We start from the raw sequence: 15,281 nt of genomic DNA on the forward strand, positions 1-15,281 counted from the left end.
GCTGCTAAGCACTCGCTCAGCAGCAGCGTACTAGCTGTGTTTCGGCGAGTACAGAACCGCGGTGCCCGAACTCCCCGCCAGCCTCAGCCGCCCGGTTTGTTGGTGAACCAGATGTTCTCTTCGCGCAGGTTGCGGCTGCGCCAGCCGTCCGGGGTGCGGACCAACTCGTGGTGGTAATAGCCCCCGCACGCGCTGATGTCGGTCATCCCCGGCAGCTGCATGGGGTTGTAGAACATGGCCTGCACGCGGGCCGTGTCACCGTCGGTCTCGAGCACCTCGACGTTGGTGATGTAGTGCATGCTCCACGGCAGTACGCCGAAGTTGGCCGCGAACCACTCGACCACCTCGTCGCGGGTGCCGACGACGGCGCCGGCCGAGCTGTAGTCGATGTGCGCGTCCTCGGTGAACACCGAGCGGTACAGCTCCCAGTCCTTGGTGTCGACCGCGCGGGCGTAGCGGTTCAGCAGCGCGGTGATCTCGAGTTGATCGCTCACTCCGGCATGCCGATGGTCTTGATGGCCAGGTACTCCATGTAGCCCTGGGTGCCGTTGCGGTAGCCCAGGCCGGACTGCTTGGTGCCGCCGAAGGGGGAGTCGATCCCGAAGTGGCTCTTGCCGTTGATGGTGACGTTGCCGGTACGCATCCGGGTGGCCACCGAGAAGGCGCGGTCCACGTCGGTGCCCGACACCTCGCCGGACAGCCCGTAGATGGTGTTGTTGGCGATGGCCACCGCGTCGTCGTCGCTGTCGTACGGAGTGACGGTGAGCACCGGGCCGAAGATCTCCTCCTGGGCGATCTTCGAGTCCGGGTCGACGTCGGCCAGCAGGGTGGCCTCGGTGTAGTAGCCGACCGGCAGCGCCTCGGGGATGCCGCCGCCGGTGACCAGCCGGGCCCCGGAGTCGACGCCGGACTTGATCAGCCCGAGCACCTTCTGCCGTTGGGTCTCGCTGATCTGCGGGCCCTGCATGTTGCCCGGTGTCCACGGGTCGCCGACGGGGAAGTTCGCCATGCTGGTCTTGAGGATCTCGATGCCCTCCTCGTAGCGGGAGCGGGGCAGCAGGATGCGGCTGGGCAGGATGCAGCTCTGCCCGGACATGACACAGGCCATCATCGCCGCCAGCGGCAGCGACGCGTTGAGATCGGCGTCGTCGAGCACGATGTGGGCCGACTTGCCGCCGAGTTCGAGCAGGGTCTTCTTCACCGTCGAAGCGCCGGCGGCGAGGATGGCCCGGCCGGTGGCGGTCGAGCCGGTGAAGGTGATCATGTCGACCCGCGGGTCGGCCGACAGTGCGGCGCCGACCTCGTTGGCGTTGGAGGTCACGACGTTGAACACCCCGGCGGGGATGTCGGTTTCCTCGGCGACGATGCGGCCCAGCTCGCTGCCGGACCACGGGGTCAGCTGCGCGGGTTTGAGCACCACGGTGTTGCCGGCCATCAACGCGGGAATTGTTTCGGCGATGTTGAGGTAGAACGGCACGTTCCACGGGGTGATCGCGCCGACCACGCCGACGGCCTCGTAATGCAGCTTGCGGCGCGCCGGTCCCAGCGGGGTGTCGTGCAAACCGGTGTCGACGAGGTACTCGAAGTCGCGGCCGTGTTCGGCCCAGTGCTTGACCTCTGCGATGGGGCTTTCGATCTGGCTGCCGGTGACCGTCACCGGACAACCCACCTCGGTGATCAGGATGCGCCGCAACCGTTCCTGGTTCTTCTCCAGGGCCGCGTGCAGTTGCATCAGGCAGTTGAAGCGGAAGTCGCGGTCCCGAGACCAGTCGGTCTCGTCGAAGGCGCGGCGCGCCGCCCCGACCGCGCGCGCCATGTCGTCGACGGTGCCGTCGGCCGCGGTGCCGGCGACCTCTTCGCTGGCCGGGTGGACCACGTCGAAGGTGGCGCCGTTGGCCGTGCCGGTCATCTCGCCGTCGATCAGCATGCGGGAATCGCCCGCCAGCACACCGGTCTCGCTCTGCACAGTCGTCATCGTGGGCACCCTCACAAGCACTCGGAATTGTGGATTCTGCGACAAGTTTACAGAACGTGTCGACCTTGTCACGTGGGTTTGAGTCCGGGTTTTCGGCGGAGCCGCCGGGCGGGCGTGGGCAATATTCCCCCGCGTAGCGTGCTGGGGGACAGCTGAAGACCTGGAGGCCACGATGAGCAACGTTCCCACCGTCACCCTCAACGACGGGTCGAGCATTCCGCAGCTCGGTTTCGGTGTGTACGAGATCCCGCCGGCCGAGACCGCGACCGCGGTGCGCCAGGCCCTGGAGATCGGCTACCGCCACGTCGACACGGCCCAGATGTACGGCAACGAGGCCGGCGTGGGGCAGGGCATCCGCGACGCCGGGCTGGACCGCGACCAGGTGTACGTCACGAGCAAACTGAACAACTCGGTCCACGAACCCGACGCCGCCCGAAGGTCATTCGACGCGACGCTGGCCGCGCTGGGCAGCGACTACGTGGACCTGTTCCTGATCCACTGGCCGCTGCCGACCCGCTACGGCGGGGACTTCCTGTCCACGTGGAAGGTGCTCGAGGAGTTCGCCGCCGACGGGCGGGCGCGCAGCATCGGGGTCTCGAACTTCAACCCCGCGCACCTCGACGTGCTGGCGAAGGGATCCGACACGGTGCCCGCGGTCAACCAAATCGAGGTCCATCCGTACTACGCCAACGATGAGGTGCGCGCCTACGGCCTCAAGCACGAGATCGCCACCGAGGCTTGGGCTCCGATCGCCAAGGGCCGCGTGTTGAGCGATCCCACCATCACCGGCATCGCCGAGCGCCTCGGGAAGACCCCCGCCCAGGTGGTGCTGCGCTGGCACATCCAGCGGGGGGACATCGTCTTCCCCAAATCGGTGTCCCCGCAGCGGATGAAGGAGAACGCCGGGCTGTTCGACTTCGCCCTCGACGCCCAGACCATGGCGGACATCAGCGCGCTCGACCGCGGGGTCGCCGGTCGGCTGGGCCCCGACCCCGACACCTTCGACTGGATCCCGTGAGCGAACCACGGCTGGCCGGCCGGTCGGCCGTCGTCGTCGGCGGCACGAGGGGGATCGGCCGTGCGGTCGGTGAGCTGCTGGCGGAACTGGGCGCCGCGGTCCTGGTGAACGGGCGCGACGAGGCCGCGGTGGAGCAGACCACCGCGGCACTTCGAGCACGCGGACACACCGCGGCCGGGTTCGCCGGGTCGCCGGCCGACGAGAGCACCGCCGCGGCGCTGATCGACGCCGCCCTGGACACCCACGGCGGGCTGGACATCCTGATCAACTGCGCGGGTATCGCCGAGCCGGTGGGATCTTCGATCCTGACCGTCACCGGCGCGCAATTCCAGGAGCTGATCGACGCCCACCTCGGCACGGTGTTCCACACCTGCCGGGCGGCGGCCCCGCACCTGGTCGCCCAGCGCACCGGGGCGATCGTCAACACCAGCTCGTTCGCCTTCCTCGGCGACTACGGCGGCACGGGTTATCCGGCCGGCAAGGGCGCCGTCAACGGTCTCACCATGGCGATCGCCGCGGAACTGGCCGAACACGGGGTGCGCGCCAACGTGGTGTGTCCGGGCGCCAGGACCCGGCTGTCGACCGGACCGGACTACGAGCAGCAGATCACCGAACTGAATCGCCGCGGGCTGCTCGACGACGCCTCGACGCACGGGGCCCGCGACGTGGCGCCGCCGGAATACGTTGCGCCGCTGTACGCCTACCTGGTGAGCGATCTCGCCTCAGCGGTGACTGGCCAGATCCTGATCGGGGCGGGCGGCTTCGTGGGTCGCTTCGACCGGCCAAGCCCGACGCTGCTCGGTTACCGCGACCACCACGACACGCCGCCGTGGACGCTCACGGAGCTGCACGCCATGGTGGCTGGCTGAATCAGCCGACCGGCCGCGGCGTGACGGTCACCGTGCCGGCGCCGGGGGTGGGACGCTGGGCGCCACCCTGGCCTCCCTGGCCGCCCGGCGCGGCGGGAGCGCCGCTGCCGGCGACACCCCCGGGGACCGAACCCCCGGGCGGCACCAGCCGGTGGGTGTTGGGGGCATTGGGCCGTTCCTGGCCGGGCGCGAGGTTGCAGTCCAACCGCAGCCGCTGTGCGCCGTTGCCGGACGCCTCCTGAGCGATCACCACGCATTGCGACTGGGGCAGGTCGTTGCCGATCGAGCCGCCGAAAATCGCCCGGTAACCCTGGTTCTTCAACACCGCGACGGCCTTGCCGTACGGCTCACCGGTGACGTCGGGTGGGGCCGCGCCGGCCTGGGTGGCACCCACCACCGCCATCGAAATAGCGGCACTGGCGCCGACGGCGAACAGGGCAAGCTTCTTCACGCACGACCTCCAAACGGTTCTGCGGAGTGAAGATATCGCAGATGGGACACCTGTGAAACTTATGGAGACATCGCCAGCCGGTGCGGCAACGTTTCACCCCGGGCCGCCACCGCACGGTGTTCACCCGGTGTTGGGTCCGCAGTCACTTTGGGGCATGGTGCGTCGCCGGTGGTGTCAGCTCGGCCTCGCGCACCCCCAGGAACTCACCGGCAGCGAACGCGAGTGCGGCCACCAACAGCACCGCGAGCACGATCGGGAGCAGCACGGCGGGGCGCAGCCAGGGCGGCCGCGGGGTGGAGGCGGCCCGGTGCGACGCGGGGGCCTTGGCCGCCGGCGCCGGGGCGGTCGGGTCGGTGGGCCCGGGTTGCGCCCGCTCGGCCGGCACCGCCCCCAACCGATGGCTCAGCGCGCGAGCGAAATCGACGCACCGGTCGAAGCGGTGCGCCGGATCCTTCGACAGCGCCTTGGACAGCGCGGGATCGAGCTTGGTGGCCATCAACTGTTCGGGGGCCGCGTACGAGACCGTGCCGACGGTCATGTTGGTGGCGGTCAGGCTGCTGGTGTCGTCGTCACGGCGGGCAATTCCGAAGTCCGCGAATAGGATTCGTTGTTGCGGGGTGCCGGGGTGGGCGATCATGATGTTGGCCGGTTTCACGTCGCGGTGCAGCAGGTGGCGGTCGTGGGCGTAATCGAGCGCGTCGGCAACCGCCGAGATGATCTCGGCCACCCGCGGTGCCGGCAGCCCCTGCGGGTGCGCGGCGGCCAGTTCGCCGGCGTCGGTGCCCTCGACGTAATCCATGGAGATCCACAGCTTGCCGTCGTGCTCACCGCGGTCGTGCACGCCGACGATGTGCGGATGCCACAGACCTGCGACCACATCGGCCTCCCGGTCGAAGCGTTCCCGATACTCGCCGTCCTCGGCCGCCGCGGCGGTCAGCACCTTCAGGGCGTCGCGGCGGGCCAGGCGCGGATGATGGGCGAGATACACCTCACCCATGCCCCCGGCGCCCAGGGGGCGGATGATCGTGTACCCCGCGAACTGGGCACCGCCGGACAACGGCATGGCGAAAGCCTAGGCTATTCCTGCGCCGCGGCGCGCAGTGTTTCGCACAGCGCCGCCGCCCGCGGATCGGTGAACACGTCCTCGAGCAGGATCGGATTTCCGGTCGAGTCCCCAAGGGGCACACGCCAGTTGGGGTATTCGTCGGTGGTGCCCGGTTGGTTCTGGGTGCGCGGGTCGCCGACGGCGTCGGGAAGGGCCAACGACAGCAGCCGCGACGGTGTCCGGCCCAGATAGCGGTACAGCGCGGTGATCACCGCTTCGACGTCCGCGGCGCCGGCCTCGAGCAGACCCACCCGGCGCAGCTCCGCCAGCCACGCCTCCTGCTGGCGGCGGTCCTCGGCCGTCTCCTCTTCGGCGGGACGGGTCAGCAACCCCAACTCGGCGCGGATCCGGACGTGTTCGCCGGCGAGGTAGCCGGCCGTCGGCGGCAGGTCGTGGGTGGTGACCGAGGACATGCAGTACTCGCGCCAGCGCTGCGCCGGAAGCGGGCGGCCGTCGCCGTCGCGGTCGAGTTCGAACCACAGGATCGAGGTGCCCAGCACGCCGCGGGACCGCAGGAAGTCCCGCACCCAGGGCTCGACGGTGCCCAGATCCTCGCCGACGACCACCGCATCGGCGCGCTGCGCCTCCAGGGCGAGGATGCCGATCATCGCCTCGTGGTTGTAGCGCACGTAGGTCCCCGCCGTCGGCGCGGCGCCGTTGGGGATCCACCACAACCGGAACAGCCCGATGATGTGGTCGATGCGCACGCCGCCGGCATGGCGCAGCACGTGGGCGATCAGCTCGCGGAACGGCCGGTATTCCTGCTCCTCGAGCTGGTCGGGCCGCCACGGCGGTTGCGACCAGTCCTGGCCGAGTTGGTTGAACTCGTCGGGTGGTGCGCCGGCGGTGACACCGAGGGCCAGCACGTCCTGCATGGCCCACGCGTCGGCGCCGTTGGGGTGCACCCCGACCGCCAGGTCATGCATGACGCCGAGCACCATGCCGGATTGCAGCGCGGCGGTCTGGGTGGCGGCCAGCTGCTCGTCCAGCTGCCACTGCAACCACCGATGGAAATCGACGGTGCCGCTGTGCTTTTCGGCGAACTTGGCCACCGCCTCCGAGCGCGGATGCTGCAGCTGGCTCGGCCACCGATGCCAGTCGTCGCCGTGGCGTTCGGCCAGCGCACACCAGGTGGCGAAGTCGTCGAGGGCGACACCGCGCCGGTCCCGGAATGCCGCATAGGCCAGTTCCCGCCCGGCCGAGCGCGGGACCCGGTGCACCAGCCGCAGCGCCTCGCGTTTGGCGGCCCAGGCCAGGTCGCGGTCGATGACGTCGCGCTCGGCGACCCGCCGCGCGAGGTCCTCGCGAAGCCGGCGCACCCGGCGCCGTTTGGGCAGCTCGGCGTATTCGGGGATGGCTTCGACCCGCAGGTACAGCGGGTTCACGAATCGACGCGAGGTCGGCAGGTACGGCGAGGGTTCCATCGGCCGGGTGGGGGCGGCCGCGTGCAGCGGGTTGACCACGATGTAGCCGGCCCCGTGCCGCGCCGACGACCACACGGCCAGGTCGGTCAGGTCCGTCAGGTCCCCGACGCCCCAGGAGCGGGCCGACCGCACGCTGTAGAGCTGCGTGGCCAGCCCCCAGGTCCGAGAGTTGCCCATCCGGGTCGGCAGCCCCAGCCAGGCGGGGGTGATGACCAGCGCGGTGCTGGTCTCCAGCTCGCCGCTGCGCAACCAGATCCGGTGGTAGCCCAGGGGCAGATCGTCGGGCAGGGCGAAGCTGGCCTCACCGACCAGTCGGTCATCGAGACCGTAAGGCGCGGTGTGGTTTTCGAGTTGGGTCAAGCCGGACCGGACGGTGCCGTCCTCGAGTTGAACCCAGACCTCGGCGGGATCGCAATGGGTGACGTGGACCCAGAACGAGCCGTGCTGCCCAGCGGTCCCCAGCACGGTGGCCGGCAGCGGTCTCGACCAGTGCGCACGATCGAGGTCCGCCAGCGCGCTCGCCCGCTCGGCAGCGGTCGAGGCGCGTACGCCGAGGGCGTCGAGCACCGCCACCAGCGTCGGCTCGGGGACCTCGACGCGCCGGCCGGTCCAGTCCTCGTAACCGGTCGCCACCCCGTGGCGTTCGGCGAGCTGGGCCAGGACGCTGTCGACGGAGGGCATGGGTTCATCTTGCGTCGCGGGAGGCTCGCTGTCGCGGTGGGGCACCATCACACCCATGGTGCACCATCGAAAGGTGGGCGCCGATCGTCTCCGTCAGGCCAGGCTCGCCGTTGCGGTGCTGTTCCTCACCAACGGTGCGGTGTTCGCCAACCTGGTGCCCCGCTACCCGGAGATCAAGGCCGACCTGCAACTGACGAACACCATGCTCGGCCTGTCGGTGGCGGCGTTCTCGTCCGGGGCGCTGCTGGCCGGGTGGGCGGCGGCGCGCATCATCCGCCGCTTCGGCGCGGCCCCGGTGGCGGTGCTGAGCAGCCTGCTGCTGGCGGCCGTGACCGTGGCGGCCGGGGCGGCACCCGCGGCGGCGTGGTTTGCCGCGGCGCTGTTCGTCGCCGGTGCCGTCGACGCCGTCACCGACGTCGCGCAGAACGCCGCCGGGTTGATCGTGCAGCGCGACTATTCCCGTTCGATCATCAACTCCCTGCACGCCACCTGGTCGGTGGGGGCCGTCGCCGGCGGCGCGATCGCGGCGGCCGCGATGGCCCTGCACGTCGACCGGGTCCTCCAACTGGGCGCCACCGCGGCTGTGGTCGCGCTGCTGTGCCTGCTCTGTTACCGCCGGCTGCCCCCCGGTCCGGAGTCCGCGACGCAGGCGCGGACGCCGCAGCGCCCGCCCGTGCGTCCCACGGCCGTCTGGGTCCCGGTGGCCGCGCTGGCGGCGTTGGCGTTTGCGGGAGCGTTCGTGGAGGACGCCGGAAGTTCCTGGGCCGCGGTGTATCTGCGGGAAGACTTCGGGGCGCCCGCCGCGGTGGCGGCCGTCGGGTTCATCGCGATGGTGGGGCTGCAGTTCGTCGGCCGGATGCTCGGCGACCGGCTGGTGGACCGCTTTTCCGAGCGCACCGTGGTGCGCGCCGGTGGCCTGCTGATCGCCGCCGGGATGGGCGCGGCGCTGGCCTGGCCGAGCGTGCCGATGACCATCGTCGGCTTCGGGCTGGCCGGGCTGGGCGTCGCGACCGCGATACCGGCGGCGTTTCACGGCGCGGACAACATCGTGGGCCTGCGCCCCGGGACCGGCCTGACCGTTGTCAGCTGGGTGATGCGGGTCGGGTTCCTGCTGTCGCCGGCCGTGGTGGGGGTGGTCGCCGACGCCCTGAGCCTGCGCGTCAGCCTGCTGCTGGTGGTGGCCGCCGGAGTCGGGATCGCCCTGCTGGCCGCCACCCTGCGGTCGACGACCTCAGCCGAGCGTGCCGGATAGCTCGATCGCCAGTACACCGGCGATGACCAGCGCTATCCCCGCCATCATCATCGGCGTCAGCACCTCGGCGAACAGGAACCTCGCGAGCACCGCGACCAACGCGACACCGCAGGCCGACCACACGCCGTAGGCGATGCCGACGGGCATGCCGAGTGACAGCGACACCGACAGCAGCGCGAACGACGCGGTGTAGCCGAGGACGACCGGGATGGCCCACAGTCGTTTCCGCAGCCCGTCGGAGGCCCGCAGGGAAAGCGTGGCCGCCACCTCGACCAGGATCGCGCCGAACAGCGCCGCCCACATCAGGCCGACACCGTGGAACCCTGCGGGCGGGCCTGGGCCCGGTGCGAGCCGAACTCGATCAGCAGCACGCCGGCGATGATCAGGCCGATGCCGACCACCACGGGCGCGGTGAAAGGGTCGGCGAAGATCAACGTGGCCAGCACCGCGGTCAGGGCGGTGCCGCAGGCGCCCCAGATGCCGTACGCGACGCCCACGGGCAGGCCGGCCCGCAGCACCAGTGCCAGCAGCACGAACGAGCTGAGGTAGGCGGGGATCACGATGGCCAGGAAACCCGGGTGGTCCTGGAACGCCCGCAACGACAACGTCCCGGCCACCTCGGTCACGATCGCTGCGGTCAGCAGCGCCCATTTGTGCACGGGGGACAGGATAGACGGGCCTCGACCAGGGGATCCGTAACGTACCCGCGAGTAACATGGGCCGTCGATGGGCGAACCGTGAAGGAGTGACGAGATGACCGCGGCGAAAGTGCGCGTGCGCAGCTATCCGATCGTCGAGACCCGCAGTGGGCCGGTGCGGGGCACGAACGACGGCACGGTCGCGGCCTGGAAGGGCGTCCGTTACGCCGCTCCGCCGGTCGATGACTTGCGGTGGCGCGCCCCGCAGCCGCCGCAGCCGTGGACCGAGATCGCCGACGCGACGCTGTATGGGGCGGTGTGCCCGCAACCGGAGAGCCCCATACCGCTGGGCACCGGCACCCGGTCCTCGGAGGATTGCCTGTTTCTCAACGTGTGGGCACCGGCGGACGTGCTGGCCGACGGTGCGGCCCGGCCCGTGATGGTGTGGCTGCACGGCGGTGCCTATCTGCTGGGCGCGTCCAGCCAACCGCTCTACGACGGCCGGTCGCTGGCGGCCCGGGGTGTCGTGGTGGTCTCGATCAACTACCGGTTGGGCGCCTTCGGCTTCCTGGAACTCGGAAACCTCGACGGTGCCGGCGACTTCGACTCCAACGTCGGTATCCGCGATGCCGTCCTGGCCCTGCAGTGGGTGCAGGACAACATCGCGCGCTTCGGCGGCGACCCGCAGCAGGTGACGGTGTTCGGGGAATCTGCCGGGGCGGGCATCGTCACCACCTTGTTGACCGCGCCCGCGGCCGCGGGCCTGTTCCACCGGGCCATCGCCCAAAGTTCGCCGGCCACTTCGGCTTACGACGCACAGCGGGCCAGTCGGGTCGCCGAGATGCTGCTGCGCAGGCTCGACGTGAGCGTGGCCGAGGCGCGGTCGGTGCCGGTGGAGGCCGTGGTGCAGGCGTCCTACGAGGTGTTCGACGAGGTGCCGAGCACCACGCCGGGAACCCTGGCCTTCGCCCCGATCGTCGACGGTGACCTGATCCCGGACTATCCGATCAAGCTCGCCCGGGAAGGCAAGTCGCATCCGGTGCCGCTGATCATCGGCACCAACCGCGACGAGGCCGCGCTGTTCCGCTGGATGAAGTCGCCGCTGATGCCCATCGCGCCCAAGACCATCCGGTCGATGTTCGACGAGATCGCCACCGAACAGCCCGAACTCGCGATCCCCAGCGATGCGGAGATCGAGGCGGCGTATCCGGGTGTGCGTCCCCGCGCGCGCGGGCTGCAGGTGGCGCGCGACGTCGGTTTCCGGATGCCGACGCTGTGGCTGGCGGACGGGCACAGCGCGGTGGCCCCGGTGTACCTGTACCGCTTCGATTGGGCGACGACGATGTTGCGCGTGCTCCGACTCGGTGCCGCGCACGCCACCGAGTTGCCGTACGTGTTCGGCAATCTGGTGCTGGGGTCGCGCGACGTGACGTTCAAGCTGGGCGGGCTCAAGGCCGGCCGGGCGCTGTCGGACCGGATGCAGGCGCGCTGGGTGAACTTCGCCCGCGGCGCGGAGCCGGTGGGGCCGGCCGGCGAGCCGTGGCGCCGCTACACCCCGGGGGAGCGCGCGACGCTGCTGATCGACCGGGAGGACTCTGTGGTCGAGGACCTCGACCGGGACATTCGCACCGCGTGGGGCGACGAGGTGCTGAGTTTCCGCTGATCGGGGCCCGTCCCGGCGTTACTGACACCATGTTGAACAGCGTCACGTCCGGCGCTAGACTTCGCCCGTATGCAGGGTTCCGTCGCGTGGGTGTCCGACGCGCTATCTGTGTTGCCGCCACAGATGCGCGACCCGGTGCTGTTCGCCATCCCGTTCTTCGTGCTGCTGCTCGTCCTGGAATGGGTCGCGGCGCGCAAGCTGGAGCAGCTCGAGGATGCGGAGCGGCCGCCGTCGGGCGGCTACCACGGCCGAGACGCGGTGGCCAGCGTGTCGATGGGCCTGGTGTCGGTGGCCACCACCGCGGCATGGAAGTTCCTGGCGCTGCTCGGTTACGCGGCCCTGTACGCCTACGTCGCCCCGTGGCAGCTGCCGTCGACGCAGTGGTACACCTGGGTGATCGCGATCGTGGGGGTGGATCTCGGGTTCTACGTCTATCACCGAATGGCGCACCGCGTCCGGCTGGTCTGGGCGACCCATCAGGCGCACCATTCCAGCGAGTACTTCAACTTCGCCACCGCCTTGCGGCAGAAGTGGAACAACAGCGGCGAGATCCTGGTCTGGATCCCGCTGCCGCTGCTGGGCGTGCCGCCCTGGATGGTGTTCTTCGCGTTCTCGCTCAACCTGATCTACCAGTTCTGGGTGCACACCGAACGCATCGACAAGCTCTGGCGCCCTTTCGAGTTCATCTTCAACACGCCGTCGCACCACCGGGTGCACCACGGCCGCGATCCGGAGTACCTGGACAAGAACTACGGCGGCATCCTCATCATCTGGGACCGGCTGTTCGGCACCTTCCAGCCGGAGTTGTTCCGCCCGCACTACGGGCTGACCAAGCCGGTCGGCACCTTCAACATCTGGAAGCTGCAAACGCACGAATACGTGGCCATCGCGCGTGACGTGCGGTCCGCGTCGCGGCTGCGGGACCGCCTCGGCTACGTGTTCGGCCCGCCCGGGTGGCTGCCCGGCGCGCCACCGCAACCGCGCGTCGCGGAGGCGGCCGGCACCGCGCCGTGAGCCGGGCCGAAATCCTGCCGAGTTACGGCAGTGCCCGTACGCTGGCGAGACTGTGAAGACCGTCTTCGACCGTCACGTCGACCCGCGGCTGATCGATCGCGCGCTGGCCGACTCCGCCTTCGGGTCCATGTGGCTCGACGAACTCGGCGAGGCCCGCCCGCGGTACCCGGCGCTGGCTGCTCCGCGGCGGTGTGACCTGCTGGTGGTCGGCGGTGGATATACCGGTTTGTGGACGGCACTGCATGCAGCGCAACAGGATCCGGCGGCCAGTATCGTGCTCCTCGAGTCCGAGCGGATCGGCTGGGCAGCGTCCGGGCGCAACGGGGGATTCGTCGACGCCAGCCTGACCCACGGCACGGCGAACGGCCGGGCGCGCTGGCCCGACGAACTGGCCGAACTCGAGGCGCTCGGGCGGGAGAACCTCGACGGCATGGGCGAGGAGATCCGCCGGCTCGGTATCGACGCGGAATGGGAACGCACCGGCATGCTTTCGGTGGCGGTCGAGCCGCACCAGGTCGACTGGCTGCGCGAGGCGGCCGAGGCCGGTGAGGGGCGGTTCCTGGAGCGTCCCGAGGTGTTGGCGCAACTGTCGTCGCCGACGTATCTGGCCGGACTGTTCAATCCCGACACCTGTGCCCTGGTCAACCCGGCCAAGCTCGCCGTCGGTCTCGCCCGGGCCTGCGCCGAGGCCGGGGTGGCCATTTACGAGCATTCGCCGGCCACGGCGGTGCGCTCGGCCGGACCGGACATCCACGTCAGCGCCGCCGGACACGACGTCATCGCCCAACGGGTGGTGTTGGCCACCAACGTGTTCCCGAGCCTGCTTCGGCGCAACCGGCTGCACACCGTGCCGGTCTACGACTACGTGCTGGCCACCGAGCCGCTCAGTGCCGCGCAACTGGAGCGGATCGGCTGGGCCGGCCGGCAGGGCGTGGGCGACAGCGGCAACCAGTTCCATTACTACCGGCTGTCCGCGGACAACCGCATCCTGTGGGGCGGGTACGACGCGGTCTATCACTTCGGCCGCCGGGTGGCTCCGGCCTACGAGCACCGCCCCCGCAGCTACCGGCGGCTCGCGGCGCACTTCTTCCTGACCTTCCCGCAGCTCTCCGACGTCCGGTTCGCCCACCGCTGGGCCGGTGCGATCGACACCAACACCCGATTCTGCGCGCATTGGGGCACGGCCCACGGCGGTCGCGTCGCCTACGTCAACGGCTTCACCGGACTCGGCGTCGGGGCGGCGCGATTCGCCGCTGATGTCTGCCTGGATCTGGTGGCCGGTCGGCAAACCGAGCGGACCCGGCTGGAGATGGTCCGCACCAGGCCGCTGCCGTTTCCCCCCGAGCCGCTGGCCAGTGTCGGTATCCAGGCCACGCGTTGGTCGCTCGACCGGGCCGATCACCGATCGGGCCGGCGCAACGCGGTCCTGAAGGTCCTGGACCGCCTGGGCCTGGGCTTCGATTCCTGACCCCGGGATCTCGACGAGCGGAAAGCGTTTCCAGCAAATCGACAACCGGCTAGGATCACCGATGGCCGGATCGGTTCGATGCGCCATGTCGACCGATGCTCCCCGGCAGGATTTCACGAATTACTTCAACAGAAGAGGATGCACGTGGGAGACAGTCTCGCCGAAGGGCAGAAGCTTTCGAAGGGGGAGTCACTGACTTCCAACAACGGGGCTTACACGCTCACCCTGCAGGACGACGGCAACCTGGTTCTCGCCGCCCGGGGCGAAGCGGTCTGGGCAACGGCGACCGATGGCCAGGATGTGGTGCGCGCGGAGGTCCAGAAGGACGGAAACTTCGTGCTCTACACCCCGGACAAGCCGGTGTGGCATTCCGACACCAAGGGCAAGAAGAACGTCCGGCTGGTGCTGCAGGACGACCGCAACCTGGTGCTCTACGCCGGCGACGACGCCGTCTGGTCGTCGAAGACCGACACCACCGACGCGCCACCGCCGGCGCCGGCCCCCGAGCCGGAACCGGCCGCCCCGCCCGCCGCCCCCGAGGTGGCTCCGGCCGCGGCTGAGACGCCCACCCCGCCGCCGGCCCCCCGGACCTACACCGTGGTCTCCGGCGACACGCTGTGGGCGATCGCGGAACGCTTCTACGGTGACGGTAGCAAATATCAGCGGATTGCTGACGCCAGCGGCGTCGCCAATCCGGACCTGATCCATCCGGGTCAGGTGCTGACCATTCCGGACTGATCAGTCCATCCGCCGCAGCGGCCCGGTCCTGTACGGATCGGGCCGCTGTTTCGTTGTCGGGGCATACCGATTCGGGCGTTTGGGTACCTATCCGACGGCACATCAGTAACGATGGCATCACGATGTGCCGATAACTGGGTAAGTCATTTGACACCGGCCGGGTTGCATCTCCGGCCCCGACCGATCGGAGCTGGCATGCGACCCAATACTCGGTGGAATTCGGTGCTGGCCGTCTGGTCGGTGCTGGTGGCCGTGGCGGTCGGTGCGCTGCTGGTGGTGTCGCCGCCGGTGCCGGCCGGCGCGAACCCGGGGGTGCTGGTGCACCCCGGCATGGAGATCCGCCAGGGCAAGAACGTCTGCACCCTCGGTTTCGTCGACCCCGGCCGTCGGGTTGCATTCACCGCCGGGCACTGCCGGGGCAACGGCGCGGTGTCCGACGTGCACGGGAACGTCATCGGCAACCTCGCGGCGTTCCGCGACAACACCCCGAACGGCGCGACGGTGCGCACCGACGATCTGATCGCCGACTACGGCGCGATCGTGCTGGCCCCCGACGTCGTGGTCAACGACGTGATGCCCGGCGGTCGCCAGCTCGCCGCCGAGCCCGGTCGGCTGCCGCAGGTGGGCCAGCCCGTCTGCCACTTCGGCATCGTCACCGGAGAGAGCTGCGGGACGGTCCAGGCCGTCAACAACGGCTGGTTCACCATGGGCAACGGGGTCGTCAGCCAGCAGGGCGACTCCGGCGGCCCGGTCTATGTGGTCGACGGTCCGCGCGCGGTGATCATCGGGATCTTCAACAGCACCTGGGGCGGCTACCCGGCCGCGGTGTCCTGGCAGTCGACCTCCGATCAGATCCGCGAGGACGTCGGGGTGGTCAACACCGCCGCGTTCATCGCACCTGCCTAGGGGGAACTAGAACGTGTTCAGGCCGCTGTCGCGGCCCTGTTCACACCCGATCTACCGGGTGTTCTCCGGCTGGCGTCGC

Annotated in this window: 14 protein-coding genes and 1 pseudogene; 8 read left to right on the forward strand and 7 right to left on the reverse strand. The window is 69.9% G+C overall.

Going from position 1 to position 15,281, the window contains the following annotated elements:
* Positions 1-83: 83 nt before the first annotated feature.
* A complete protein-coding gene (locus R2K23_RS10810) occupies positions 84-494 on the reverse strand; it encodes a nuclear transport factor 2 family protein (RefSeq protein ID WP_316516573.1) in 411 nt (136 codons plus the stop codon).
* Positions 491-1,975: an aldehyde dehydrogenase family protein gene (locus R2K23_RS10815; protein WP_316516575.1), complete on the reverse strand. Its 1,485-nt coding sequence runs from the start codon at positions 1,973-1,975 to the stop codon at positions 491-493. The genes R2K23_RS10810 and R2K23_RS10815 overlap by 4 nt, the downstream gene beginning before the upstream one ends.
* A gap of 172 nt (positions 1,976-2,147) precedes the next feature.
* Between R2K23_RS10815 and R2K23_RS10820 the strand changes: the two genes are divergently transcribed.
* Both R2K23_RS10820 and R2K23_RS10825 read left to right on the forward strand, forming a co-directional pair.
* Positions 2,148-2,993, forward strand: a complete 846-nt coding sequence (locus R2K23_RS10820) for an aldo/keto reductase (protein ID WP_316516578.1) — start codon at positions 2,148-2,150, stop codon at positions 2,991-2,993.
* Positions 2,990-3,862: an SDR family NAD(P)-dependent oxidoreductase gene (locus R2K23_RS10825; RefSeq protein ID WP_316516581.1), complete on the forward strand. Its 873-nt coding sequence runs from the start codon at positions 2,990-2,992 to the stop codon at positions 3,860-3,862. Before R2K23_RS10820 ends, R2K23_RS10825 begins: the two co-directional genes overlap by 4 nt.
* Before the next feature lies 1 nt (position 3,863).
* Here R2K23_RS10825 and R2K23_RS10830 read toward each other — a convergent pair whose 3' ends face one another.
* The 3 genes and pseudogenes from R2K23_RS10830 to malQ form a co-directional block, all read right to left on the reverse strand.
* The gene (locus R2K23_RS10830) at positions 3,864-4,313 is read right to left on the reverse strand and encodes a hypothetical protein (protein ID WP_316516583.1); all 450 of its coding nucleotides are present in this window, start codon (positions 4,311-4,313) and stop codon (positions 3,864-3,866) included.
* 163 nt (positions 4,314-4,476) lie between these two features.
* Positions 4,477-5,376: pseudogene (locus R2K23_RS10835) on the reverse strand (serine/threonine-protein kinase); the annotation flags it as partial.
* A gap of 14 nt (positions 5,377-5,390) precedes the next feature.
* Positions 5,391-7,523, reverse strand: coding sequence for a 4-alpha-glucanotransferase (gene malQ, locus R2K23_RS10840; RefSeq protein WP_316516584.1), 2,133 nt, complete (start codon positions 7,521-7,523; stop codon positions 5,391-5,393).
* Between the two features lie 55 nt (positions 7,524-7,578).
* Here malQ and R2K23_RS10845 point away from each other — a divergent pair, with 55 nt between their 5' ends.
* The gene (locus R2K23_RS10845; RefSeq protein WP_316516586.1) at positions 7,579-8,775 is read left to right on the forward strand and encodes an MFS transporter; all 1,197 of its coding nucleotides are present in this window, start codon (positions 7,579-7,581) and stop codon (positions 8,773-8,775) included.
* Here R2K23_RS10845 and R2K23_RS10850 read toward each other — a convergent pair.
* Together R2K23_RS10850 and R2K23_RS10855 are read right to left on the reverse strand one after the other, a co-directional pair.
* Positions 8,755-9,078 carry a DMT family transporter gene (locus tag R2K23_RS10850; RefSeq protein WP_316516587.1) on the reverse strand — a complete coding sequence of 108 codons (324 nt, stop codon included), beginning with the start codon at positions 9,076-9,078 and terminating at the stop codon, positions 8,755-8,757. The genes R2K23_RS10845 and R2K23_RS10850 overlap by 21 nt on opposite strands.
* A complete protein-coding gene (locus R2K23_RS10855) occupies positions 9,078-9,434 on the reverse strand; it encodes a DMT family transporter (RefSeq protein ID WP_316516589.1) in 357 nt (118 codons plus the stop codon). The genes R2K23_RS10850 and R2K23_RS10855 overlap by 1 nt, the downstream gene beginning before the upstream one ends.
* 94 nt (positions 9,435-9,528) lie before the next feature.
* On the opposite strand from R2K23_RS10855, the gene R2K23_RS10860 reads away from it, so the two are divergent.
* The 5 genes from R2K23_RS10860 to R2K23_RS10880 all read left to right on the forward strand — a co-directional run bounded on the left by R2K23_RS10860 (position 9,529) and on the right by R2K23_RS10880 (position 15,202).
* Positions 9,529-11,076, forward strand: a complete 1,548-nt coding sequence (locus R2K23_RS10860) for a carboxylesterase/lipase family protein (protein WP_316516591.1) — start codon at positions 9,529-9,531, stop codon at positions 11,074-11,076.
* Between the two features lie 69 nt (positions 11,077-11,145).
* A complete protein-coding gene (locus R2K23_RS10865) occupies positions 11,146-12,090 on the forward strand; it encodes a sterol desaturase family protein (protein ID WP_316516593.1) in 945 nt (314 codons plus the stop codon).
* Positions 12,091-12,142: 52 nt separating this feature from the next.
* Positions 12,143-13,558 (forward strand): NAD(P)/FAD-dependent oxidoreductase, encoded by a 1,416-nt coding sequence (locus R2K23_RS10870; RefSeq protein ID WP_316516595.1) that lies wholly within the window; start codon positions 12,143-12,145, stop codon positions 13,556-13,558.
* 144 nt (positions 13,559-13,702) lie between these two features.
* The gene (locus R2K23_RS10875; protein WP_316516596.1) at positions 13,703-14,296 is read left to right on the forward strand and encodes a LysM peptidoglycan-binding domain-containing protein; all 594 of its coding nucleotides are present in this window, start codon (positions 13,703-13,705) and stop codon (positions 14,294-14,296) included.
* A gap of 195 nt (positions 14,297-14,491) precedes the next feature.
* The gene (locus tag R2K23_RS10880; protein ID WP_316516598.1) at positions 14,492-15,202 is read left to right on the forward strand and encodes an Rv1815 family serine proteinase; all 711 of its coding nucleotides are present in this window, start codon (positions 14,492-14,494) and stop codon (positions 15,200-15,202) included.
* Positions 15,203-15,281 lie beyond the last annotated feature (79 nt).

Source organism: Mycolicibacterium sp. MU0050 (assembly GCF_963378085.1).
Lineage (GTDB): Bacteria > Actinomycetota > Actinomycetes > Mycobacteriales > Mycobacteriaceae > Mycobacterium > Mycobacterium wendilense.